Raw genomic sequence first — 22,914 nt, 5'->3', positions numbered from 1 at the left:
CCCCACCTCAGGCCAAGGGCAACAAGGCTTGCTCGAACGCGGCAGGTAGTCCGGGCGGCAACACCAAGTCGGCCCCCTGGCCCTGAAAAATATTCATACGCTGCAACCAGGCCTCGAATTCAGGCGCAGGCCGCAAGCCCAGCACCTTGCGGGCATACAAGGCGTCGTGGAACGAGGTGGTCTGGTAGTTCAGCATGATGTCGTCCGAGCCCGGAATGCCCATCACGAAGTTGCAGCCTGCCGCCCCCAGCAGGGTCAGCAGCACGTCCATGTCGTTCTGGTCCGCCTCGGCGTGGTTGGTGTAGCAGACATCGCAGCCCATGGGCAGACCCAGCAGCTTGGCGCAGAAGTGGTCTTCCAGACCGGCGCGGATGATCTGCTTGCCATCAAACAAATACTCCGGGCCAATGAAGCCCACTATGGTGTTGACTAACAAGGGCTTGAAAGCACGCGCCACCGCATAGGCCCGCGCTTCGCAGGTTTGCTGGTCCATGCCGTGGTGCGCATTGGCCGACAAGGCACTGCCCTGCCCGGTTTCAAAATACATCACGTTGTCGCCCACCGTGCCCCGGTTCAGCGAGAGGGCCGCACTGCGTGCCTCGGCCAGCAACGCGAGATTCAGACCAAAGCTGCTGTTGGTCGCCTCGGTACCGCCTATGGACTGGAACACCAGATCTACCGGTGCCCCGCGCTCAATGGCTTGGATGGTGTTGGTCACATGGGTGAGCACACAACTCTGGGTCGGGATGTCGTAACGCGCAATCACGTCGCCCATCATGTGCACCAGCTTCATCACCTGCGCTACGTTGTCGGTGGCGGGGTTGATGCCAATCACCGCGTCTCCGCTGCCGTAGAGCAGGCCATCCAGCAGGCTGGCGGCGATGCCGGTAGCGTCATCGGTGGGGTGGTTAGGCTGCAGCCGCGTCGCCATGCGACCAGGCAGGCCGATGGTGTTACGAAATTCAGTAACCACGCTGCACTTCTTGGCTATCAGAATCAGGTCCTGGTTGCGCATGAGCTTGCTCACCGCAGCCGCCATTTCAGGTGTGATGCCGGGTGCCAGTGCCGTGAGGGCGTCCGTATTTGCCGCGTCACTAAGCAGCCAGTTGCGGAAATCCCCCACTGTGAGATGGCTCACTGGCGCAAACGCTTGCGCACTATGGGTATCCAGAATCAACCGGGTGACTTCGTCCGACTCGTAGGGCACCAAGGCTTCAGTCAAGAAGGTGCGCAAGGGTAGCTCTGCCAATGCCATCTGCGCCGCCGCCCTCTCTTGCGCGGTGTGTGCAGCCACCCCGGCTAGCAAGTCGCCCGAGCGCAAAGGCGTGGCTTTGGCCATCAGGTCTTTGAGGTCCCGAAAGCCATAGACATGGCTTGCAACGGTGTGCTGATAAGGATGGCTTGGCACGTCAGTGAATCCGCAAAAAACTGGAATCGCACAGGACAGGTTACTTGGCAACCGGTGCGCTCATGCCTGCCAACGTGGCGTCGGCGCGCTGTTGTCCAGTCATCTTAAAGTAGACATAGCCCAACACCAAGAAGCCCACAAACAAGCCGAAGATGAGCGGGTTGTAATAGATCATGGTGGCAATGCACACCAGCGCGCCGAACAAGGCAAACGCCGGAAACAAGGGGTACAACGGCGCACGGAAAGGGCGCACCATGGCAGGCTCGGACCGGCGCAGCTTGAACACACTGAGCATGCTCAGGATGTACATCAGGATGGCGCCGAACACCGACATGGTGACGATATTCGCCGTCAGAGACTGGCCGCCGATCGTGATGAAAGAGTCGCTGTAGATGGCCGCAATACCGACCACACCACCGGCCAGGATGGCGCGGTGCGGGGTCTTGAAGCGCGGATGCACCTTGGCAAAGTAAGCAGGCAGATAAGCCTCACGGGCAAGCGCAAAGATCTGGCGCGAGTAACCCAAGATGATGCCGTGGAACGACGCCACCAGACCGAACAGGCCCAGCCACACCAGCATGTGCAACCAGCCGCTGTTTTCGCCGACGATGAGTTTCATCGCTTGGGGCAGCGGGTCATTGATGTTGGCCAGCTTGGTCCAGTCGCCGGCACCACCGGCAAACACCATCACGCCCACGGCCAGGAACACCAGCGTCAGAATGCCGGTGATGTAGGCAATCGGAATCGAGCGCTTGGGGTCTTTGGCTTCTTCAGCGGCCATAGCTACGCCTTCAATCGCCAAAAAGAACCAGATCGCAAACGGGATGGCGGCAAACATGCCGGGAATCGCAGCCCAGCTGAAATCATCGCTACCCGCCCAGCCGCCTTTGGTGAAGTTGGCCATGGAGAAGCCCGGGGACACCACACCCATGAACACCAGCAATTCAAAGATGGCGATGACAGTGATCACCAACTCAAAGGTGGCAGCAATCTGCACCCCCACGATGTTGAGCGTCATGAATACCAGGTAGGCACCCAGCGCTGCCAGCTTGGGGTCCAGCGATGGGAACTGCACATTCAGGTAGGCACCAATCGCGAGCGCAATGGCAGGCGGAGCGAACACGAACTCCACCAAGGTAGCCGCACCGGCCAGATAGCCACCGGTGGGGCCGAAAGCCCGCTTGCTGTAGGCAAAGGGGCCGCCAGCATGGGGGATGGCTGTGGTCAGCTCGGTGAAGCTGAAGATGAACGTGGTGTACATCGCCGCGATGAAGAGCGCGGTGACCGTGAAGCCCAAGGTACCGGCGGACGCCCAGCCAAAACTCCAGCCGAAATATTCACCGGAGATCACCAGCCCCACGGCGATGCCCCAGAGTTGCAGGGTGCTGAGCACCGGTTTGAGCGTATGCACGCCCGTGGAATGTGCAGATGACATGTGGGTTCTCCAACAAGGTTGAGTCAAGGTCCGATGCGGCTCGGCATAGGGTTTGCTTGGTGTGAATGTAGGCAGTCCCGCCATAAGCTGGTATCAAAAATCGGCAGACTTGCGGCGCGCACCTGGACGGTGCGAACCCGGACTGCATCACGGGAGAAAAGCTTCATGAACCCCATACCCCACACTGCAGCCGGTCTGCGCGTCGTCGAGGCCCGCGATGCGGACGAGCACGCCGCCAACCTCACCAACTGGGAGCAGTGCTACGACCAGACCACCTGCGGCACCTTCCACGGGCTCCTGGAGGAAATCCAGCTCCCCGAGATGCAGGTGTTTCGCGAGAGCACCAGCCAGGGCATGCGGCAGTCCTGCTGCGTGTGGCCTGATGCCATGTGGTTTGGGCTTCCGTTCTCGGCGGACATCACCCGTATCAACGGGCGCACGGTGGCCCCCCACAGTGTGCTGGTGCGCCCAGGTCACCAAGAGTTTGAGCTGGTGACGCCCGCCGACTACACCATCTTCGGCCTGGTGGTGCGACAAGACACCCTGCACAGCGCCGCCCAAGCACTGGGCTTTGATGTGGACTGGAGCCGGCTACAGGCCGCCGAAATACTGCACCCCTCGGCGGCTGCACTGAAGCAGTGCCTGCACACCTTGAGTGCACTGCTGCAACCCGATCACGGGGTACCAGCCGATCCGGAGCACGCGTAAACCCATGCCCTTGAAGCCTTGCTGCCCTTGCTAGATACCAGCGTGGTGGATACCGGGGTGCGCGACAGCTTTAGCCGCCGCCAGCGCATCGTGGCTGCAGCGCGGGACTATCTGCTGGCCCATCACGACCAAAGCGTGACCGTGCCCGACTTGTGTGAGCAACTGCATGTGAGCCGACGCACCCTGCAGTATTGTTTTGAAGATGTGCTGGGCATGACGCCGGTGCAAACGCTGCGCATCTTGCGCCTCAATGGCGCGCGACGCGACTTGCGCAGCAACCCAAGCGCGACGGTGCGCGACGTGGCTGCTGACTGGAACTTCTGGCACTTCAGCCAGTTTGCGAGCGACTATCGCAAACTCTTCGGCTACAGCCCCTCCGCCACCCAACGCACCGGACTGCATTGACCCGACCCGCGTAAAATCATGGCCTTGCTTGATAACCACGAGCCCGTGCCATGATCCGAATTACCGAACTCAAACTCCCCCTTTCCGCCCTGCCCGTGGAGGCACGCCGCGCGGCGGATGCACCCGCAGAAAACGAGGCCGACCGCGCCCCCGTGGCCCACCCGGTGGAGGCACTGCACACGTTGGCCGCCGAGGCGCTGGGCATTGCAAACACCGACATCGCCGACCTGCGTATCTTCAAGCGAAGCTTTGACGCTCGCAAGGTCGACCTGCTGGCGGTCTACATCGTAGACCTGACACTGGCAGACACGGCGCAGGAAGCCGCCTTGCTGATCCGGCACGCCAACCATCCGCACATCAGTGCCACGCCCGACATGGCCTACCACATGGTGGCCCAGGCTCCCGCAGGCATGCCCCTGCGACCGGTCGTGGTGGGCTTCGGGCCTTGCGGCATGTTCGCCGCGCTGGTGCTGGCCCAAATGGGTTTCAAACCTATCGTGTTGGAGCGCGGCACTACCGTGCGCCAGCGCACCAAAGACACCTGGGGCCTATGGCGCAAAAAAACACTCAAACCCGAGAGCAATGTGCAGTTCGGAGAAGGCGGCGCTGGCACCTTTTCTGATGGCAAGCTTTACAGCCAGATCAAAGACCCCCGTTTTCTGGGCCGCAAGGTGATGCACGAATTTGTGCAGCACGGTGCCCCCTCCGAAATCCTTTATGAGGCGCACCCGCACATCGGCACCTTCAAGTTGGTGAAGGTGGTGGAGGGTATCCGCGAGCAAATCATTGCCCTGGGCGGCGAAATCCGTTTTGAGCAGCGCGTCAACAATTTGCTACTAAATAAGGAGCACTCTGCGCAATCAGTTTGGGGGCTAGAGGTCGAAAACCTTCAAGATGGCAGTGTGCATGAGTTGCCCACAAGCCATGTGGTCATGGCCTTGGGCCACAGTGCGCGCGACACTTTTGCCATGCTGTACGAGCGCGGAGTCGCCATGCAGTCCAAGCCGTTTTCTGTGGGCTTTCGCATCGAGCACCCGCAAAGCGTGATCGACCGCGCCCGCTGGGGCCGCCACGCAGGCCATCCGCTGCTGGGTGCTGCCGACTACAAACTGGTGCACCACGCCGCCAACGGGCGAGCGGTATACAGCTTTTGCATGTGCCCGGGCGGCACGGTGGTTGCCGCCACCAGCGAGCCGGAGCGCGTGGTCACCAATGGCATGAGCCAATACTCACGCGCCGAACGCAATGCCAACGCCGGCATGGTGGTGGGCATCGACCCGCCCGACTACCCGGACAGCGAGGCCGCTTTTGTGCACGCATTCGGCCCCGAGCGCGGCAAGCGCTATGCAGAAGAAGCCCTAGCCCTGAAGGCCAAAGACCCGAAGGCCGCTCACCCGATGTCGGGCATCGCTTTGCAACGCCAGCTTGAAAGCGGCGCCTACACCTTGGGCGGCAGCACCTACGAGGCGCCCGGCCAACTGGTGGGCGACTTTATTGCGGCCAAGCCCTCCACCGAATTCGGTAGCGTCACGCCGTCGTACAAACCGGGCGTCAAACTGGGCGACTTGGCCCCCGCCCTACCTGCCTACGCCATTGAAGCCATGCGCGAGGCATTACCGGTATTCGGCCGCAAGATCAAAGGCTTTGACATGGCCGATGCGGTGCTGACGGGTGTGGAAACCCGCACCTCCAGCCCCATCAAGATTCCGCGCGGCGAGGACCTGCAGTGCACCAATGTGCGCGGCCTCTACCCCGCAGGCGAAGGCGCCTCCTATGCCGGCGGCATTCTGTCGGCTGGCGTAGATGGCATCAAAGTGGCGGAGGCACTGGCCTTGGATATGTTGCGTTAAATCCGACCGGCCTGGCCGCGCCCCGCTGGCGGCTGCAACCGCAAGCGCACACGAATCAGACCTTTTAAGGTTTAGGGACTTCCCACTTTGGCAGCACAAGGCCTAGCATGTGCTTACAAAAACAGGGAGGGCGCCATGCCAACATTTGGTTCGTGGAAAGTCAGCACCAAGCTGGCCGCAGGCTTCGGTCTGCTGATCGCATTGCTTCTGGTCATTGGTGGCACTGCCATTTACCGGATAGGCAACATCAACGACAACGTCAATCACATCGTGTGATGAAAGCGTGGTCAAGGTGATCCTTGCCGCCGAGCTGCAACTGGGCATCAATGTGCAGGTTCGCACTATGCGGGCTGCTGTGGTCGGGTTGGCCATAGGCAATGCGGAAGAAGCGAGTTACACCCTGAGTCGGGTCGCCCAAGGCCAAAAGGCTGCGGACGATGCGTTTGGAAAGTTAAAGAAAACCATCGTCAACCCTAAAGAGCTGGAACTTTTAAAAACCGTTGAAGAGGCGTTGATTGCTTTCAATGCTGTCAGAGACGAAGCCGTCAAGCGCATCCAAACAGGCAATACACAAGAGGCAGGTGAGTACCTGGTCAAGAGTGTGCAGGGCCCGCTCAGCAAGCTGACCGCCGCCTCCGATGCCCTGCTGGCGAGTCAGTCAAAAATGATTGCGCTTGATGGGCAACTCGCCAAAGCGGAAGGCGTAGCGGCCGTTCAGACGAACTTAGTACTCTCCGTCCTTGCTTTACTTGCGGCAGTAGGGGTCGCTACCGTCATCACCCGCAGCCTGACACGCCAACTCGGCGGCGAGCCCTCTGAGGTTGTGCGCGTCGCCAACGCTATCGCACAAGGGGACCTGACGGTTGCGATCGGCACTAAAACGTTGCCACAAGACAGCGTGGTTTCTGCCATGCTGCGCATGAAGTCCAACCTGACACAGATGGCGGGTATGGTGCACGCGTGCAGCGAACATGTGGCCTCTGCCTCAGAACAGATTGCCTCCGGCACAGCGGAGTTGAGTGCACGCACGGAGCAGCAAGCCAGTAATCTGAAAGAGACCGCGGCCTCCACCGAGGAAATCGCCAGCGCAGTCAAACTGAATGCAGAGCACACCCGTGAGGCCAGTGCCATGGCCAATGAGACCTCGAACGCCGCCCTGCAAAGCGGTCACCATGTGGACGCGATGGTGCACACCATGCAATCTATTGCCCAGTCCTCGCGCAAGATCAGCGAGATCATCGGGGTGATTGATGGCATTGCCTTCCAAACCAACATCCTTGCATTGAATGCAGCGGTGGAGGCAGCCCGGGCTGGTGAACAAGGCCGCGGGTTCGCCGTGGTGGCTTCGGAGGTTCGCAGCCTGGCACAGCGCAGCGCCGAGGCGGCTAAAGAAATCAAAACCCTGATCGGTGACAGCATCAGCCGCGTGAGCAATGGAGAGCAGCAGGCCCAATTGGCGGGCGAATCGGTGCAAGGCATCGTGGGGCGCGTGCAACGGGTCAATGAACTGATGAACCAAGTCTCTGCCGCTACTGCTGAGGAAAACGCAGGCTTCACTCAAATCAGCGAGGCCATCATGCAGCTCGATCAGGTAACACAGCAGAACTCCGCGCTGGTAGAGGAAAGCGCGGCCGCTGCCGACAGCCTGCGGCACCAAGCGGCCCGACTGAAGGAGGTGGTGAGCATGTTCCGGATTGAGCAGAACCGCTTGCCAGACAACGCAGGGTTATTGCAACTCGCAGCCTGACACGGCTTAAGCGGTTCGTTTGAACAACGCTAGCAGGGTGCCTGCGGCCACAAACAGACCGCCGAACACCCGGTTCATGACCTTGAGGTGCGACTCGGACTTGAGTGCGCGCAGCACCCGGGCGGCCAGCGCGGTATAGCCGGCCATCACGACCAGATCGGTAAAGGCCAGTGTGGCTGCGATGACGAGGTATTGCGGCAGTAGCGGCTCTGCAAGATTCAAAAACTGCGGCATCACGGCCAGCAGAAAAACTGTGCCCTTCGGGTTCAGCGCGTTGATAACCCACGCCCGAAAGATCATGGTGCGCGCGGCGACCATCGGTGCCTCTTCAGCCTGAGTAGCCAACGGCACCGCGGGCGCTCGCCACTGCTGGATACCCAGCTACACCAGATACGCCACCCCGGCCCATTTGATGAGCAGAAACGCCGTGCTGCTGGCGGCAACCACCGCTCCCAACCCGACTCCCACCACCACAATCTGCGTCCAGATGCCCAGCACCAGCCCCAGAGTGGTGATGTAGCCGCGCCGGAACCCATGGTTCAGCCCGGCACTCATGGCAGCCACCGCACCTGCCCCCGGCGAGATGCTGATAGCCCAAGAAGCGGCAAAGAAAGCGAGCCAGGTAGCGAGTTCCATAGTGCGGATCGGTGAAATGCAATACGCATTTGTAGCACGCAAGACGAACAAAACCCCTTGGCGCACATAGCGGCAAGGGGTTGGTTCAAGAGATACAGCGCCGAACGCTGTCGGGGTTACTGCCCGTTATTAGCTTGCAGAGCCGCAATGCGCTGCTCAATGGGCGGGTGGGTGGAGAACAATTGACCGATGCCGCCCGCAATGCCCATAGCAGCAACGCTCTTGGGCAGCTCGCCGGGAGTCATACCACCCAGGCGGGCCAGGGCGTTCATCATGGGCTGCTTGCGGCCCATCAACTGGGCGGCACCCGCATCGGCACGGAACTCGCGCTGACGACTGAACCAAGCCACCACCATGGCGGCTGCAAAGCCGAGCACGATGTCCATCACGATGGTCGTGACGTAGTAGCCGATGCCCGGGCCGCTACTCTGCTCGTCGTTCTTGCGCAAGAAGCTGTCCACCGCGTATCCGACGATGCGGCTGATAAACACCACAAACGTATTCATCACGCCCTGAATCAGGGTCATGGTGACCATGTCGCCATTGGCGATGTGCGCCACTTCGTGGCCGATCACGGCTTCAATTTCGTCGCGGGTCATGCCACGCAGCAAACCCGTCGATACAGCGACGAGTGCGCTGTTTTTGAACGCGCCTGTGGCGAACGCGTTGGGTTCGCCTTCGAAAATGCCAACTTCGGGCATGCCGATGCCGGCCTTGTCAGCAAACTTGCGCACGGTGTCCACAATCCACGCCTCGTCGGCATTGCGGGGCTGCTCGATGATTTGCACACCCGAAGTCCACTTGGCCATGGGCTTACTGATCAGCAAAGAGATGATGGCGCCACCAAAGCCCATGATCAGGGCGAAACCCAGCAGGGCGCCGAGGTTCAGGCCATTGGAGGTCAAAAACCTGTTCACGCCCAACAAACTGGCGACAACGCCGAGCACAGCGACCACTAGCACGTTGGTCAAAATAAACAGAAAAATGCGTTTCATGGTTTCTCTCGGAAAAGCGCCCATGACGGGCCGTTGATGCAGATAGTAGGGGCGCGAGGCGTGAATTCAAGCACCCCGCAGCTTGAACCCATGAAGTTTATGGGCATTCTGAACTGCAACTTTTTTACAAAGTAATGAGATCCCCAACCCACTTGAAGCGGTGAGAATAGCGGGCTCCACCCCCACACGCCCCTCTATGCACTCGATCAACCGTCGCACCCTCCTCGCTGCAAGTGCCACCCTCTTGGCCACCACGACAAGCTTTGCACAGACGGCCAAAGCCGCGAGCGCCAAGACCACGCCCGCAAGCAAGCTGTCACAGAAGCTGCGGATTGTGATTCCAGCCAATGCAGGTGGTGGCTGGGACCAGACGGGGCGAGCCTTAGGCAGCGCCCTGCTCACAACAGGCAGCGTCGACAGCATTGAATACGAAAACAAAGGCGGCAAGGGTGGCACGCTCGGCCTGGCCTACTACGCGGAGAAGTACGCGGCAGACCCCTATACCCTGATCATGGGCGGCACCGTCATGGTGGGTGCCATGGCGCTGCAAAAGCCGGCCGTTGACATGGGCGTGCTGGCTCCGTTGGCCCGGCTCACCAGCGACTACCTGGTTATGGTGGTGGCTGCCAACTCGCCGATTAAAACCGCGACCGACCTCTCGGCCGCCATGAAAGCGTCACTGAAAGCAGTGCCCGTGGCGGGCGGCTCGGCTGGTGGGGTTGACCACATTTTTGCTGGCGTTTTCGCCCGTGCCACCGGCGCCAACCCTGAGGATTTGGTCTACCTGCCGTTTGCGGGCGGCACCGAGGTGGCGGCCGCTGTGCTGTCGGGCAAGGCGACCATTGGCGTCTCCGGCTTCAGCGAGTTCAGCGCACAGATTGCCAGCGGCCAGTTGCGGGCGATCGGCGTGTCATCACGCAAATCCTCGTTCGGCATTCCGTCTATGCGCGATCAAGGCCTGCAACTCGATATGGCCAACTGGCGAGGCGTATTCACCGGCCAAGCAGTGCCGGTCGCACGGCAGCGCGCGATGGTGGAGGCGATCCGCCTGGCGACCCAGCACGAAGAGTGGAAAACCACGCTCAAGCAAAACCGCTGGGACGCCTCCTGGCTCGCCGGCAAAGACTTCCACTCGCAAATTGACTTTGACCAGACCACCGCACGGGTGATGGTGCACCTGCTCAAGCTGAAGGCCTGAGCGGCCGGAAGACACTGGTGTCTTCGTAGAAACCGGGCAGTGTGTTGCCCGGCCACCAGCCCGGCACGCCCAGCACCGGCAAGTGGGCAAAGGGCTTGGCGGCCAGCATGGGGGCACTCAAAGCGCCGGCCAACCATGCATCCAAATCCGCTATCGAATTAGTAGCTAACTGCGCACGGAATACGTGGGCTGTGATCGGTTTTCGTGGGCAAACCAGTTTTTCGAGCAAGGCATGACCAAAGAGGATCAGGGTCGCCTCGGCCCACAGGGGGCGCAAAGGGCCAAACAGGCGCGCCCAATCTTTGGCGGCGAGCGCATCCCACAGGGCATCGGGCGCAATCAGCAGTGCCGCGTTTTCATCAAACACCGTGAGTGCGTCCCGCGCCGGGCCGCGCACCGGCTGGATGCCGGTCTGGGCGATCTGCTCGGCCTGAAGACGGTTGAGTTTTTGTTTGGCGAGCGGGAAGTGCATCCAGCACAACCCATTGAAGAAGTCGTGCAGGCCATCCCGCGTGGGCACGCCACCGGTATCAAAAATATGCTGCTCATAGGCAGTGCCCGATGGCAGCTCATTTTGCGGAATAAAGCGCACCGGGGCAATACCTTGGGCGTTCAGGGCCTGGGCGACGGTTTGTCCGGCGTCCACGCTTTGCGCAACGCGCTCGCCCACGCCGCGCCAGGGCGAAAGCCACGGCGCAGCCCAGTCAATGGCTTCTAGACCAAACGCCACTGCAATGCTTCGCCTGCGGCCAGCGGCTTGAGGGTGGTTTCGCCGAAAGCAAAGCTCTCGGGCGGCGTCCAGGTTTCGCGGTGCAGCGTGATGCTGCCTTTGTTGCGGGGCAGGCTGTAAAAGTCTGCGCCATGGAAGCTGGCAAACCCTTCGAGCTGGTCGAGCGCGCCCGCGGCATCAAATGCCTGCGCGTATAGCTCCATGGCGGCATGTGCGGTGTAGCAGCCGGCGCAGCCACTGGCGTGCTCCTTGAGGTGTGCCGGGTGGGGGGCGCTGTCTGTGCCCAAGAAGAACTTGGGGGAGCCGCTGGTCGCCGCCTTGACCAGCGCCTGGCGGTGGGTCTCACGCTTCAAAACCGGCAGGCAGTAGTAGTGCGGACGGATACCTCCGGTAAAGATGGCATTGCGGTTGTAGAGCAGGTGGTGGGCGGTGATGGTGGCCGCCGTGAAGCGATCTGCCGCCTGCACGTATTGCGCGGCCTCGAGGGTGGTGATGTGCTCGAACACAATTTTCAGCTCCGGAAAATCGCGGCGCAGCGGGATCAGCTGAGTGTCGATGAACACCGCTTCACGGTCGAACAGGTCAATGTCGCTGCTGGTCACTTCGCCGTGCACCAAGAGCAACAGACCGGCCTTTTGCATGGCCTCCAGCGTCTTGTAAGTTTTGCGCAAATCGGTCACACCGGCGTCGCTGTTAGTGGTGGCGCCTGCGGGGTAAAGCTTGGCAGCCACGACACCGGCGTCTTTCGCGCGGGCGATTTCGTCGGCGGGCAGGTTATCGGTGAGGTAGAGCGTCATCAAGGGCTCGAACTGCACACCAGCGGCCACCGCAGCCTGGATACGCGACTTGTAAGCCAACGCCTGCTCGGCAGTGGTCACCGGCGGCTTGAGGTTGGGCATGATGATCGCGCGGCCGAACTGTGCAGCCGTGTGCGGCACCACGGTGCTCAGGGCGGCACCGTCGCGCACATGCAAGTGCCAATCGTCAGGGCGGGTAATGGTGAGGGATTGGGGAGTGGCGGTGGAGGTCATGTCCGCTATTGTCCCAAAACCCGCCGGCCTGTTTCAGAGGCCGCACTACCGCTCAGAACGGCACAAAGTCGCTGGGGTACTTCCAGAAATCGCGCAGCAAATAGCTCACCGGCAGATTCAGGGCCTTGTCGTTGGGCGGAATCGGCTTCAAAAACCATTTGTCGTAGACCGGCTGTATCTCTTTGCTGACGATCAGCCTGCGCATTTCTTCGTCGACCAGCTTTTTGAACTCCGGATCATTCTTGGACATCATGATGGCCAAGGGCTCAGTCGTCAAAAACTTGCCCACCACCTTCAGGGCATCGGGCTTGGGGCGATTGGCGGCCAGGCCGTAGAGCAATACGTCATCCATGACGAACGCATGAGCATCGCCTTTTTCAACCATCTCGACCGCCTTGGCATGGTCAGGTGCCTCCAGAATCGTGATCCCCAGGAGTCGCTCACGGTTGGCTTGTTCCGCGGCTTTGAGCGGCGTCGTTCCTTTGGTGGAGACCAGTTTCTTCCCCTCTAAATCTTCAATCCGGTCGACCCGGGCATTCGAGCGCACCAGCAAACGGGCGCCGGTGATGAAGTGCGGCACTGTGAAGGACACCTTCTCACGCCTCTCCGCATTGTTGGTAGTGGAGCCGCACTCAAGATCTACCTTGCCCTCAGCCACCATGGCGATGCGGTTGGCAGAGGTGACCGGCACCATGTCGACCTGCATGCTCTTGGCACCGGTCTTCTTGCGTACCGCGTCGGCCAGCTTGAGGCATAAATCGACGGCGTAGCCGACCGGCTTTTTGTCGGCATCGACATACGAAAACGGGATAGAGGATTCGCGGTGGCCAATCACCAGCTTGCCACCGGCCCCCACCCGGTCGAGCACGCCTGCGGCGTTCGCCCCGCCACCCCAAAAAGTGGCGCCCAGGCAAGCTAATAGACAAATGGCTTTTGCGGCATCCCGCACAGGACGAAAGATCATGTCAACTCCAACGACATAAAGAATGAGGGCAGGACTTGCACCTTACCCCGAGGTGCCGCTTTCAGCTTGTGGCAGCGATAAGCGGCACTACGGGGGCAAGCAACTATCAGGCCGGCATGCTGCCTTGGGCGTGCAGGTAGTCCCACAGGGCTTGCGCAGAGCCTTTGGGCGCTCGCGTGTGGGCGCGCTGGGCGGCGCTTAGCCCACGGCCGGTCTCCCGCAAGGCCAAACGCTCGCGGTAGGCGCGCACCTCCATGGTGATTTGCAGACTTTTCATGTGCGCCGGCAAGGCACTGACCAGCTTTTTGGCACGCAGGTCTTTCTTAACCGCACTGTGCGGCAAAAAGGCGACGCCATGCCCCTCCAGCGCCATGGCCTTGAGGCCTTCAGCCATATCGGTCTCATACACACGGTTGAAGTGGATCGGAGCGTCTGCCTGCTTCAAGATGAGTTCCACCATCTGGCCCAGATAGGCGCCGGGTGCATAGCCCAGATAGGGCAAAGGCTGGCCCAGTTTGCCCGGCAAGCAGAACAGGGGGTTGCCATCGGCATCCGGCTTGGAGTACGGGGCCACGATCTCTTCGCCCAGGCTGACCATCTCATAGCGGTCCGCATCCAACTGGTAAGGCTGGGAGGGGTGGTGATAGGCGATCAGCAAGTCGCAGCTGCCCTCCACCAGGCGCATCACCGCGTCGTGCACATTCAGTGCAATCAGCCGGCTCTTCATGGGGCCGAACTTCTCGCGCAACTCAGACACCCACGCCGGAAAAAACGTAAACGCCAGCGTGTGCGGCACCGCAAATTCCACAACGTCTTGGGCGGCAGTCGTATGCCCGCGCAGCATGGCGCGGGTGCTTTGCAGGGCCTGCAGCACCTCCAGAGACTGATCGTAGAGCGTTTCACCCGCCGGTGTCAGCCGGGTCGGGTAGCTGCTGCGGTCCACTAGGTCAGTGCCCGCCCAAGCCTCTAGCGACTGAATGCGACGAGAGAACGCGGGTTGGGTGACGTGGCGCAGTTGCGCAGAGCGGCTGAAACTCCGGGTTTCAGCCAGAGACACGAAGTCTTCGAGCCATTTGGTTTCCATGGGCGCGGATTATGCGTGAAACGCATGGATTGGCCATTGGCTCGGCAAACCAGCCCTACAACTTGCCAGCATTAAAGGTTGACCGAACGCTGCCAATACCCATGCGAGTGGTTTTGCGCCTGGCGATCAGCCCGGCACGGTCTGCCCGGTCAGTGCGAGGTAGGCATCGCGGGTGCCAACGCTCACCGATTGCAGCACCTGCTGATAGGCCGTCTTGTGCCGGGCCAGTAATCTGGCGGAGGCCACCGTCTTGGAGCGGCAATACCAATGGCAGGTGTGCTGCATCAAGAAGAGTTCTGCCGACAGGGTGAACGCACGGCGCTTGGGCGCCAAACCCGCCCGGTTTTCGACCACGGCAGCAATGCCACGCGCGTGCACTGCAAACGCTTCCCGCGCGTCAAACCCCGCCGCCGGCCACCAGCGGGCCGCATAGAGAATGGCGATAGGTAAACGGCTCACGCGTGTCGCGGACGCATCCAGCGTGGCGAACTCGGCCGCAAACGCCGCGAATTGCTCGCTCAGGGTTTGCTCTTGCACCTCGAGGTAGCTCCAGACCTGTGCCTGGCGCTCGGCATCTTCTTCGCCCAAGGCCCGCAGATACCCGTCGGTCAGGATTTCCATCAGCTTTTCGATATCAAAGCGCGACAGCGTCGAACCCAGCAGGGCAATTCGCTCGCTCTGGTCTTTCTTTTTGGCCCACGCGAAAGCGAGTGCCGCTACCACCAACAACAGAACATCCATGAATTACTCCCCGCTTTGTTGCAAAGCCCACATGGACGCGTAACGTCCATTGGCCAACAGCAGCTCGGCATGATTACCGCGCTCGATGATGCGACCGGCATCCATCACCAATATCTCGTGCGCATCCACCACCGTCGACAAACGGTGCGCAATCACCAAGGTCGTTTTGTTGCGAGAAACGCCTTGTAATTCCGCCTGGATCGCGCGCTCGTTGGCGCTGTCCAGCGCGCTGGTGGCTTCGTCAAAGATCATCACAGGCGGGTTCTTGAGCAGGGTCCGGGCAATCGCCACACGCTGCTTTTCTCCCCCACTGAGCTTCAAGCCCCGCTCGCCCACCATGGTGTCGTAACCGCGAGGGGCTGCCGCAATAAAGCCGTGAATGTGAGCGGCCTTGGCGGCTGATTCCACCTCGGCACGGCTGGCACCGGGGCGGCCATAGGCGATGTTGTATTCCACCGTATCGTTGAGCAGCACCGTGTCCTGCGGCACGATCCCGATCGCCTGGCGCACACTGCCTTGGGTCACCTTGCGGATGTCTTGCCCGGCAATGGTGATACGCCCCTGTTGCACGTCATAAAACCGGAACAGCAGCCGCGCCAGTGTCGATTTGCCCGAGCCACTAGGCCCGACGACCGCGACGGTTTTACCAGCCGGTATCTCAAAACTGATGTGGTGCAGGATGGTCCGCGCCTCGGTGCCAAGAGCGGCTTGGCTACCTGTCGGGTCATAGCTGAAGGTCACCTCTTCGAACCGCACGCTGGCATCGGTTCCGCCGGGCGCCAGTTGCAGGGGGCGCGCATCCGGCGAATCGGCAATCTCGCGCTCACGCTCCATCAGGCTGAACATCTTTTCCAGGTCGGTCAGGCTCTGTTTGATCTCGCGGTAAATCACGCCCAAAAAGTTCAGGGGAATGTAGAGCTGGATCATGAAGGCATTGACCATGACCAGATCCCCCAAGGTCATCCGCCCGTCCACCACGCCTTGCGTGGCACGCCACAACATGATGACCAGCGCGCTGGCAATGATGAGCTGCTGTCCACTATTGAGCAGGCTCAGGGTGCGCTGGCTTTTGACGGCGGCACGGCGGTAGCGCTCTAGGTTTTCGTCGTAGCGCCGGGCCTCGAAGTCTTCATTGTTGAAGTACTTCACCGTCTCGTAGTTCAGCAGTGAATCAATGGCCCGGCTGTGCGCCGTGCTGTCCATTTCATTCATCTTTTTGCGGAACTGGGTGCGCCACTCGGTCACCGTGACGGTAAAGCCGATATACACCACCAGCGCAATGCCGGTGATCCAGGCAAACCACACATCAAACTTGACGGCCAGCAGCGTGAGCACCAGCGTCACCTCGATCAGGGTGGGCACGATGCTGTAGAGCGAATAGTTGATCAGCGAATGCACACCGCGAGTACCCCGCTCGATATCGCGCGTCATGCCGCCGGTTTGGCGCTCCAAATGAAAGCGCAGGCTCATCGCATGCAGATGGCGGAACACTTGCAGGCTGATAGACCGCGCAGCACCCTCAGTCGCCTTGGCAAACACCAGCTCGCGCAACTCGCTGAAGAGGGAGGTGCACAGCCGTAATGCGCCATACCCCACGAGTAGCGCCACTGGCACCACCAGCACCGCCGTGGCATCCCCAGGCTTCAGGGTCATGGCGTCCACCAACTGTTTGAGCAGCAGGGGCACGCTGACGTTGGCCAGCTTTGCCGCCACCATGAAACCGAGAGCTGCGATGACCCGCCATTTGTAGGTCCAAAGGTACGGGAACAAGCGTTGCAGCGTCTTCCAATCCGAGGAAGGTGGCATGCCGGGCTCTGACGGGGGAGCGGCAGGCGCGGCTGCGGGAAGACTAGAGGGTCGCATGGAGGACAATTCAGAGAAGTTCCAAGTCAGGATTGTGCCCATGTCTACTGTTCCAAGCCCCGCCAATGTTCAATTGCCCGTCGACCAGGAGTTGGTGCTCAAAGTCATCCCCATGCCGGGGGACTGCAACGCCAATGGCGACATCTTCGGCGGCTGGGTCATGGCCCAGGTAGACCTCGCAGGCTCGGTGCTGCCGGCACGTTACACACAAGGCCGCATGGCTACGGTTGCTGTCAATGAATTCATCTTTAAGCAGCCCGTGCGTGTGGGTGACATCCTCAGCTTTTTCAGCAAAGTGAGCCGGGTCGGGCGCACCTCGATCACGGTCAAGGTCGAGGTCTATGCGGAGCGCTATCGGTCGCAAGGAAACTACACCAAAGTCACCGAGGCGTCACTCACCTATGTCGCCATAGACGACCAGGGACGCCCGCGCCCCATCAATAAAACCGGCGAATAACGCTACGTTTTTGATAGCTATACACGCATATAAATCGGGCGCCACAGGCACAATTAGCAGATAGCCTGCAGTAGGAAGCCCCGGCGCCAGAAAGGGCTTTCTAGGGGACAACGAGATCAGTGGGAACCCTATCGGCGATTGAAGCGCGCCCCGCTATAAACGAATTGCACTTCCAGAGGAGACAACGTGCAGTTCCTTCAATTGCTGATCAGCGGCGTAGCACAAGGGTGCATCTACGGCCTGATTGCACTCGGCTTTGTATTGATCTACAAGGCCACCGAAACCGTAAGCTTTGCCCAGGGCGAGCTCATGATGTTGGGCGCCTTCGGCGGACTAGTAGGCATGACCATGCTGGGCATGCCTTACTGGATCGCTGTACCCAGCGCGATCTTGGGCATGGCGGTGTTTGGCATCTTCCTGGAGCGCCTGGTCATCCGACCGATCCTGGGGCAACCTGCGTTCTCTATTGTGATGCTCACTATCGGCATCGGCTATGTAGCACGCGGGCTGATCACCATGATCCCCGGGATTGGCACCGACACCAACGCCTTGGCGGTGCCCTACAAAGACGAGATCCTGAAGTTCGGCGGCAATGAAATGGGCATCGGCGCCCTGGTGCTGAATGTGGAGCACCTTGCCATCATCGGTGCGACCGGGGTGTTATGCGCACTTTTGTTCGCACTCTTCCGCTACACCAAACTCGGCATTGCCATGCAAGCCGCTTCCCAGAACCAGCTGGCCGCTTATTACATGGGAATCCCGGTGCAACGCCTGAACGGCTTGGCTTGGGGTCTCGCCGCGGCGGTCGCCGCCATCGCAGGCGTCCTTCTGGCTCCCATCACCTTTGTGCACGCCAACATGGGCTTTATCGGCCTGAAGGCGTTCCCTGCAGCCGTGGTGGGTGGCTTTGGTAGTTTGCCTGGCGCCATCGTGGGCGGGCTGGTGATCGGGCTGGTGGAGTCCTTTGCCGGCTTCTACCTGCCTGATGGATTCAAGGATACCGCACCCTACGTCGTGGTGTTGGTCATGCTGATGGTCAAGCCCAATGGCCTGTTCGGCGAAAAATTGCGGAAGAAAGTCTGATGCGCTTCATTTTCAAAACCGACTATGCGCAAGACATCAAGCTTGCCAAACACGGCGGCCACGTTTTTTGGTACAGCGCGCTCATCGCCCTGCTACTGGTAGCGCCTTGGCTGCTGAGCGAATACAGCTTGGCACAGCTGAACCTGGTGCTGATCTATGCGATTGCAGGGCTCGGCCTGATGCTGCTGGCGGGCTTTACCGGCCAATTTTCTCTGGGCCATGCCGCCTTCCTTGGCGTGGGGGCCTACACACAGGCCTATTTGGTGCAAATGGGCGTGCCTTTTGTGGTGGCCCTTGCCTTGTCTGGCACGCTGTCTGCGGCAATCGGTATGGTGGTGGGTATCCCTGCGTTGCGGCTCAAAGGCATTTACCTGGGTATGGCGACCTTGTCGTTCGGCTTCATCATCGAAGAGGTGTTTGCGCGTTGGGAATCTGTCACAGGGGGCAACGCCGGCAAGTCGGTTGCTGCGATCCGGATGTTCGGCTATGACCTAAGCAGTGGCACCGGCTTCTACTTTGTCTGCCTGGTGCTCACGGTGCTGTGCACTTTGGGCATTTTGAACCTGCTGCGCTCGCCTACCGGCCGGGCGTTTGTGGCGATTCGCGACTCTGAGATTTCAGCCCAGAGCATGGGCATCCATCTGGCGTATTACAAGACGCTGTCGTTCTCGATTTCAGCGGCCTTGGCAGGCATGGCGGGGGCTTTGTATGCGCACAACCTGCGCTTCATTTCGCCCGACCAATTCAACTTGCTGCAATCTATTGACTTGTTGTTGATGATTGTGATTGGCGGCTTGGGCTCGGTGCATGGGGTGTTTCTGGGGGCTATTTTCCTCATCATCCTGCCGCAGGGTATTTCGCTGAGCAAAGAGTTCTTGCCGGAAATCATCGGCCAGGCTCCCGGTCTGAAAAGCGTGATTTACGGCAGTGTCCTGATTGCGTTTGTGCTTTTTGAGCCCATGGGCTTGTATGGCCGATGGCTCAAGGTGCGCACCTATTTGCAAATGTTCCCGTTCTACCGCAAGGGCATGTTCAAGCGGCAGAAATCCTTCCAAAAGTCTGATCGCCTCAAATGAGCACCGACACATTACTCTCCGCCCAAGACCTGAGCGTGCGCTTCGGCGGCGTGCTGGCGGTCAACAAAGTCAGCTTCGATGTCAAGCAGGGTGAGGTTTTCACCCTGATCGGCCCTAATGGGGCTGGCAAAACGACGGTGTTCAACCTGATCAGCCGCATTTACACCCCCACGACCGGCAGCATTGCCTACCGGGGGTCGCAGGGCATGCTGCAACTGACCGATCAGGCGCCCCAGGATGTGGCCTCGCTGGGCATTGCCCGGACTTTTCAGAACATCGAGCTTTTTGAGCACGCCAGCGTACTGCACAACTTGCTGATCGGCCGCCATACCCACCGCAAAACCAGCCTCTGGCAAGACTTGCTGTTCACTCCCGCCGTGCGCGAGGCTGAACTCAAAGCGCGGGAGAAGGCGGAAGAAGTCATCGAATTCCTCGATCTCCAGCACTACCGAGACTCCATGGTCGCGGGTCTGCCCTACGGCGTGCGTAAAGTGGTGGAGATGGCGCGCGCACTGTGCACCGAACCCAAATTGCTGCTGCTCGATGAGCCATCCAGCGGCTTGAATGTAGAAGAAACCGACGACATGGCCTTCTGGATCCAAGATATAAAAAACGAGTTGGGCATCACAGTACTCATGGTGGAACACGATATGAGCCTGGTCTCTAAAGTGTCGGACCGGGTTCTGGCCATGAACCAGGGCGAAGTACTGGCCATGGGCAGCCCCCGCGAAGTGCAAACGGACCCTGCGGTCGTGGAAGCCTATTTGGGCTCGATCGACGATGTGTCGTCGTTGCGCCGCCAACCCGCGCGGGAGGCTGCATGAGCACCCTACCGCCGCCCATCAGCGACCAACCGGTGCTCAAGCTTTCGAACGTCGAGAGTGCTTACGGACCGATCAAAGCCATTCGCGGCGTGAGCCTGCAGGTGCGCCGTGGCGAGATAGCCACCGTGCTCGGCTCGAACGGTGCCGGCAAAACCACCATCCTGAAAACCATCTCCGGGATCATTGATCCGCGCAAGGGGTCAGTCGAATTCAAGGGCCAAGACATCACGGCGCGCGATCCAGCGCACATCGTGCAAGAGGGCTTGAGCCACGTGCCTGAAGGGCGTGAGGTTTTCCCGCTGCTCAGCGTGCATGACAACCTGCTCATGGGGGCCTTTACCCGCTCTGACCGCGACGGCGTTGCCAAAGACATTGCCACGGTGTATGGCTATTTCCCAATTTTGAAAGAGCGCGCTACCCAGGATGCGGGCTTGCTCTCAGGCGGACAGCAGCAGATGCTGGCGATCAGCCGTGCGCTCATGGCCGACCCCGACCTCATTCTCCTGGACGAGCCCAGCCTGGGTCTGAGCCCGAAACTCACCAAAGAGATTTTCGAAATTGTGGTGCGTATCAACCGCGAGCGTGGCACCACCATCCTGCTAGTCGAGCAGAACGCCAATATGGCGCTCAACGCCTCAGACTACGGCTATGTGCTGGAAAACGGCCGCATCGTCATGGAAGACACCTGCGCCAACCTGCGCGAAAAAGATGACATCAAAGAGTTTTACCTTGGCATGAAGGAGGACGGTGTGCGCGGGGAACGTCGTTGGAAAAAGAAGAAAACCTGGAGATAGCAGCATGAACGGACTCTGGGACACCAGCAACATCCAGCCACAAAGTGGTATTGCCATGACCGGTGACACGATACCGGCCATGTTCTGGAACGCGGTGGCCGCACGCGGCCCCGACATCTGGCTACGCCAGAAGCACCTGGGGCTCTGGCGTAGCTGGACATGGAACCAGACCGCCGAGGCCGTACGCGAAATTGCAGGCGGATTGATCAGCCTGGGCTTCGAACAAGGCCACACCGCATCCATATTGGCCAACACCGTCGTCGAATGGGTGTGGGCGGATCTGGCTGTGCTGTCGGCGGGTGGCGTGTCAAACGGGATCTACCCCACCGATGCGCCAAGCCAGGTGCACTACCTGTGTGAAGACTCCACCACAAGCATCTTGTTCGTCGAAGACGACGAACAACTCGACAAAGCACTCGAGGTGCGCGCGCAGTGCAGCACCCTGCGCAAAATTGTGGTGATGGACATGGAGGGCCTGCGTGGCCTTGACGATCCGAACGTTATCAGCCTTGACGCCCTGCGCGCACTGGGCCGCACTCATAACGCAGCCCACCCGAATGCGGTGGCCCAGCGCAGCGCCAACTGCAAACCCGAAGACTTGGCCATTCTGGTCTACACCTCAGGGACCACGGGCAAGCCCAAAGGAGCCATGCATTTGCACGAAGGCCTGGTCTATGCCATCAGGGGCTACAACACCCTCATCGCCCAAGACGCGCGCGATGAGCGCATGTGTTTTTTGCCCCTGTGCCACATTGCAGAGCGCTTGGGCGGTGAGTATTTCTCACTCTACACCGGCGCCAAACTTAACTTTGTAGAGAACCCGGAGACCATCCCCGAAAACGTGCGTGAGATCGCCCCCACGGTGTTCACTGCAGTGCCACGGGTGTGGGAGAAGTTCTACTCGAGCGTCATGATCGCGCTCAAAGAGTCCGGCAAGATTCAGCAAATGGTCTATGGCTGGGGTATCGGCGTGGGTGGACGTATTGCCGATTTAGTGCTCGCGGGACAACCCGTGGGCGCTGGCCTCAAGCTGCAGTTCAAACTGGCCCAAGTGCTGGCCCTGAACAATGTGCGCAAACTCATCGGTATCCACCGCTCGCGCTTCCTGATCACCGGCGCGGCTCCAATTTCACCTGACCTGGTTCGCTGGTACTTGGCACTGGGTGTTCCGATGCTGGAAGTCTGGGGAATGACCGAAACCTGCGGCGCCTCTACAGGTGTGCCTGCCGGCAAAATCAAACCCGGCTCGATCGGCCCGGCAGCGCCCTTTAACGAGGTCAAGCTCGACCCGGCGACCAGCGAAATCCTGGTACGTGGTAAGAACGTGTTTGCTGGCTATCTCAATCTGCCTGAGAAAACGACAGAAACCATCACCGCCGATGGCTGGTTGCACACCGGAGATGTGGGCGTAGTCGATAGCGATGGCTACTTCCGGATCACCGACCGGATGAAAGACATCATCATCACCGCCGGTGGAAAGAACATCACCCCGAGCGAGCTGGAAAACGATCTGAAATTCTCGCCTTACATCACCGATGCAGTGGTGATCGGCGATAAACGACCGTTTCTGACGGTCATCATTATGATCGACCAGGAAAACGTGGAGAAATTTGCGCAGGACGCTGATATTCCTTTCAGTAACTATGCATCGTTGACCCGCGCGCCCGAGGTGTTGGCCTTGATCCAGGCAGAGCTGGACCGCGTCAACAAAAAGTTCGCCCGCGTCGAACAGATCAAGAAGTTTTTCTTGCTGGAGAACCAACTCACAGCGGAAGATGAGGAACTCACCCCCACCATGAAGCTCAAACGCAAGCTGGTGGAAAAGAAATACGAGGCCCGCATCGAGGCCATGTATCGCTGAGCCGCAATGACAGCAACGTAGACC

Annotated in this window: 21 protein-coding genes and 1 pseudogene; 12 read left to right on the top strand and 10 right to left on the bottom strand. The window is 60.0% G+C overall.

What is annotated here, in order from left to right; translation table 11 throughout:
- Positions 1 to 7 precede the first annotated feature (7 nt).
- Both U5L73_RS04770 and eat read right to left on the bottom strand, forming a co-directional pair.
- The gene (locus U5L73_RS04770; protein WP_322561271.1) at positions 8 to 1,408 is read right to left on the bottom strand and encodes an ethanolamine ammonia-lyase subunit EutB; all 1,401 of its coding nucleotides are present in this window, start codon (positions 1,406 to 1,408) and stop codon (positions 8 to 10) included.
- 40 nt (positions 1,409 to 1,448) lie between these two features.
- A complete protein-coding gene (gene eat, locus U5L73_RS04765; RefSeq protein ID WP_322561270.1) occupies positions 1,449 to 2,843 on the bottom strand; it encodes an ethanolamine permease in 1,395 nt (464 codons plus the stop codon).
- Between the two features lie 165 nt (positions 2,844 to 3,008).
- Between eat and U5L73_RS04760 the strand changes: the two genes are divergently transcribed.
- The 5 genes from U5L73_RS04760 to U5L73_RS04740 all read left to right on the top strand — a co-directional run bounded on the left by U5L73_RS04760 (position 3,009) and on the right by U5L73_RS04740 (position 7,553).
- The gene (locus tag U5L73_RS04760; protein WP_322561269.1) at positions 3,009 to 3,551 is read left to right on the top strand and encodes a hypothetical protein; all 543 of its coding nucleotides are present in this window, start codon (positions 3,009 to 3,011) and stop codon (positions 3,549 to 3,551) included.
- An 18-nt stretch (positions 3,552 to 3,569) separates the two neighbouring features.
- Positions 3,570 to 3,956 carry a helix-turn-helix domain-containing protein gene (locus tag U5L73_RS04755; RefSeq protein ID WP_322561268.1) on the top strand — a complete coding sequence of 129 codons (387 nt, stop codon included), beginning with the start codon at positions 3,570 to 3,572 and terminating at the stop codon, positions 3,954 to 3,956.
- Positions 3,957 to 4,006: 50 nt separating this feature from the next.
- On the top strand, positions 4,007 to 5,806 hold the full coding sequence (locus U5L73_RS04750; RefSeq protein ID WP_322561267.1) for an NAD(P)/FAD-dependent oxidoreductase: 1,800 nt from the start codon (positions 4,007 to 4,009) through the stop codon (positions 5,804 to 5,806).
- A gap of 135 nt (positions 5,807 to 5,941) precedes the next feature.
- A complete protein-coding gene (locus U5L73_RS04745) occupies positions 5,942 to 6,082 on the top strand; it encodes an MCP four helix bundle domain-containing protein (protein WP_322561266.1) in 141 nt (46 codons plus the stop codon).
- Between the two features lie 7 nt (positions 6,083 to 6,089).
- Positions 6,090 to 7,553 (top strand): methyl-accepting chemotaxis protein, encoded by a 1,464-nt coding sequence (locus U5L73_RS04740; protein ID WP_322561265.1) that lies wholly within the window; start codon positions 6,090 to 6,092, stop codon positions 7,551 to 7,553.
- A 6-nt stretch (positions 7,554 to 7,559) separates the two neighbouring features.
- On the opposite strand, the pseudogene U5L73_RS04735 reads toward U5L73_RS04740, so the two are convergent.
- A pseudogene (locus tag U5L73_RS04735) lies at positions 7,560 to 8,189 on the bottom strand (LysE family transporter).
- Between the two features lie 116 nt (positions 8,190 to 8,305).
- Positions 8,306 to 9,184: a protease HtpX gene (gene htpX, locus U5L73_RS04730; RefSeq protein WP_322561264.1), complete on the bottom strand. Its 879-nt coding sequence runs from the start codon at positions 9,182 to 9,184 to the stop codon at positions 8,306 to 8,308.
- A 196-nt stretch (positions 9,185 to 9,380) separates the two neighbouring features.
- Here htpX and U5L73_RS04725 point away from each other — a divergent pair, with 196 nt between their 5' ends.
- A complete protein-coding gene (locus U5L73_RS04725; RefSeq protein ID WP_322561263.1) occupies positions 9,381 to 10,382 on the top strand; it encodes a Bug family tripartite tricarboxylate transporter substrate binding protein in 1,002 nt (333 codons plus the stop codon).
- On the opposite strand, the gene U5L73_RS04720 is transcribed toward U5L73_RS04725, so the two are convergent.
- The 6 genes from U5L73_RS04720 to U5L73_RS04695 form a co-directional block, all read right to left on the bottom strand.
- Positions 10,366 to 11,112: a DUF3025 domain-containing protein gene (locus tag U5L73_RS04720; protein ID WP_322561262.1), complete on the bottom strand. Its 747-nt coding sequence runs from the start codon at positions 11,110 to 11,112 to the stop codon at positions 10,366 to 10,368. The two genes, U5L73_RS04725 and U5L73_RS04720, sit on opposite strands and share 17 nt — an antisense overlap.
- Positions 11,097 to 12,143: a dihydroorotase gene (pyrC, locus tag U5L73_RS04715; protein ID WP_322561261.1), complete on the bottom strand. Its 1,047-nt coding sequence runs from the start codon at positions 12,141 to 12,143 to the stop codon at positions 11,097 to 11,099. Before pyrC ends, U5L73_RS04720 begins: the two co-directional genes overlap by 16 nt.
- Positions 12,144 to 12,195: 52 nt before the next feature.
- Positions 12,196 to 13,107 (bottom strand): amino acid ABC transporter substrate-binding protein, encoded by a 912-nt coding sequence (locus U5L73_RS04710; RefSeq protein ID WP_322561260.1) that lies wholly within the window; start codon positions 13,105 to 13,107, stop codon positions 12,196 to 12,198.
- Positions 13,108 to 13,213: 106 nt separating this feature from the next.
- The gene (locus U5L73_RS04705; RefSeq protein WP_322561259.1) at positions 13,214 to 14,191 is read right to left on the bottom strand and encodes a LysR substrate-binding domain-containing protein; all 978 of its coding nucleotides are present in this window, start codon (positions 14,189 to 14,191) and stop codon (positions 13,214 to 13,216) included.
- Between the two features lie 126 nt (positions 14,192 to 14,317).
- The gene (locus U5L73_RS04700) at positions 14,318 to 14,932 is read right to left on the bottom strand and encodes a hypothetical protein (protein WP_322561258.1); all 615 of its coding nucleotides are present in this window, start codon (positions 14,930 to 14,932) and stop codon (positions 14,318 to 14,320) included.
- Positions 14,933 to 14,935: 3 nt separating this feature from the next.
- Complete coding sequence (locus U5L73_RS04695) at positions 14,936 to 16,795, bottom strand: ABCB family ABC transporter ATP-binding protein/permease (RefSeq protein ID WP_416221259.1); 1,860 nt, start codon at positions 16,793 to 16,795, stop codon at positions 14,936 to 14,938.
- Between the two features lie 40 nt (positions 16,796 to 16,835).
- Between U5L73_RS04695 and U5L73_RS04690 the strand changes: the two genes are divergently transcribed.
- From U5L73_RS04690 to U5L73_RS04665, 6 genes are all read left to right on the top strand, one after another.
- Positions 16,836 to 17,252 (top strand): acyl-CoA thioesterase, encoded by a 417-nt coding sequence (locus tag U5L73_RS04690; protein ID WP_322561256.1) that lies wholly within the window; start codon positions 16,836 to 16,838, stop codon positions 17,250 to 17,252.
- A 186-nt stretch (positions 17,253 to 17,438) separates the two neighbouring features.
- Complete coding sequence (locus U5L73_RS04685) at positions 17,439 to 18,335, top strand: branched-chain amino acid ABC transporter permease (protein ID WP_322561255.1); 897 nt, start codon at positions 17,439 to 17,441, stop codon at positions 18,333 to 18,335.
- Positions 18,335 to 19,411 carry a branched-chain amino acid ABC transporter permease gene (locus U5L73_RS04680; protein WP_322561254.1) on the top strand — a complete coding sequence of 359 codons (1,077 nt, stop codon included), beginning with the start codon at positions 18,335 to 18,337 and terminating at the stop codon, positions 19,409 to 19,411. Before U5L73_RS04685 ends, U5L73_RS04680 begins: the two co-directional genes overlap by 1 nt.
- Positions 19,408 to 20,235: an ABC transporter ATP-binding protein gene (locus tag U5L73_RS04675; protein WP_322561253.1), complete on the top strand. Its 828-nt coding sequence runs from the start codon at positions 19,408 to 19,410 to the stop codon at positions 20,233 to 20,235. Before U5L73_RS04680 ends, U5L73_RS04675 begins: the two co-directional genes overlap by 4 nt.
- A complete protein-coding gene (locus tag U5L73_RS04670; RefSeq protein ID WP_313875047.1) occupies positions 20,232 to 21,029 on the top strand; it encodes an ABC transporter ATP-binding protein in 798 nt (265 codons plus the stop codon). Before U5L73_RS04675 ends, U5L73_RS04670 begins: the two co-directional genes overlap by 4 nt.
- A gap of 4 nt (positions 21,030 to 21,033) precedes the next feature.
- The gene (locus U5L73_RS04665) at positions 21,034 to 22,890 is read left to right on the top strand and encodes a long-chain fatty acid--CoA ligase (RefSeq protein ID WP_322561252.1); all 1,857 of its coding nucleotides are present in this window, start codon (positions 21,034 to 21,036) and stop codon (positions 22,888 to 22,890) included.
- Positions 22,891 to 22,914: the final 24 nt, after the last annotated feature.

This window comes from Rhodoferax sp. (assembly GCF_034520025.1).
Classification (GTDB): Bacteria; Pseudomonadota; Gammaproteobacteria; order Burkholderiales; family Burkholderiaceae_C; genus Allorhodoferax.
This window is presented reverse-complemented; position numbering and strand designations above follow the sequence as displayed.

Bases quoted from the DNA above. Each gene is read 5' to 3' on its own strand.
- U5L73_RS04710 (WP_322561260.1), bottom strand. From the start codon at position 13,107: ATGATCTTTCGTCCTGTGCGGGATGCCGCAAAAGCCATTTGTCTATTA.
- U5L73_RS04745 (WP_322561266.1), top strand. From the start codon at position 5,942: ATGCCAACATTTGGTTCGTGGAAAGTCAGCACCAAGCTGGCCGCAGGC.
- pyrC (WP_322561261.1), bottom strand. From the start codon at position 12,143: ATGACCTCCACCGCCACTCCCCAATCCCTCACCATTACCCGCCCTGAC.
- U5L73_RS04725 (WP_322561263.1), top strand. From the start codon at position 9,381: ATGCACTCGATCAACCGTCGCACCCTCCTCGCTGCAAGTGCCACCCTC.
- htpX (WP_322561264.1), bottom strand. From the start codon at position 9,184: ATGAAACGCATTTTTCTGTTTATTTTGACCAACGTGCTAGTGGTCGCT.
- U5L73_RS04670 (WP_313875047.1), top strand. From the start codon at position 20,232: ATGAGCACCCTACCGCCGCCCATCAGCGACCAACCGGTGCTCAAGCTT.
- U5L73_RS04700 (WP_322561258.1), bottom strand. From the start codon at position 14,932: ATGGATGTTCTGTTGTTGGTGGTAGCGGCACTCGCTTTCGCGTGGGCC.
- U5L73_RS04690 (WP_322561256.1), top strand. From the start codon at position 16,836: ATGTCTACTGTTCCAAGCCCCGCCAATGTTCAATTGCCCGTCGACCAG.
- U5L73_RS04665 (WP_322561252.1), top strand. From the start codon at position 21,034: ATGAACGGACTCTGGGACACCAGCAACATCCAGCCACAAAGTGGTATT.
- U5L73_RS04680 (WP_322561254.1), top strand. From the start codon at position 18,335: ATGCGCTTCATTTTCAAAACCGACTATGCGCAAGACATCAAGCTTGCC.
- U5L73_RS04750 (WP_322561267.1), top strand. From the start codon at position 4,007: ATGATCCGAATTACCGAACTCAAACTCCCCCTTTCCGCCCTGCCCGTG.
- eat (WP_322561270.1), bottom strand. From the start codon at position 2,843: ATGTCATCTGCACATTCCACGGGCGTGCATACGCTCAAACCGGTGCTC.
- U5L73_RS04705 (WP_322561259.1), bottom strand. From the start codon at position 14,191: ATGGAAACCAAATGGCTCGAAGACTTCGTGTCTCTGGCTGAAACCCGG.
- U5L73_RS04760 (WP_322561269.1), top strand. From the start codon at position 3,009: ATGAACCCCATACCCCACACTGCAGCCGGTCTGCGCGTCGTCGAGGCC.
- U5L73_RS04675 (WP_322561253.1), top strand. From the start codon at position 19,408: ATGAGCACCGACACATTACTCTCCGCCCAAGACCTGAGCGTGCGCTTC.
- U5L73_RS04695 (WP_416221259.1), bottom strand. From the start codon at position 16,795: ATGCGACCCTCTAGTCTTCCCGCAGCCGCGCCTGCCGCTCCCCCGTCA.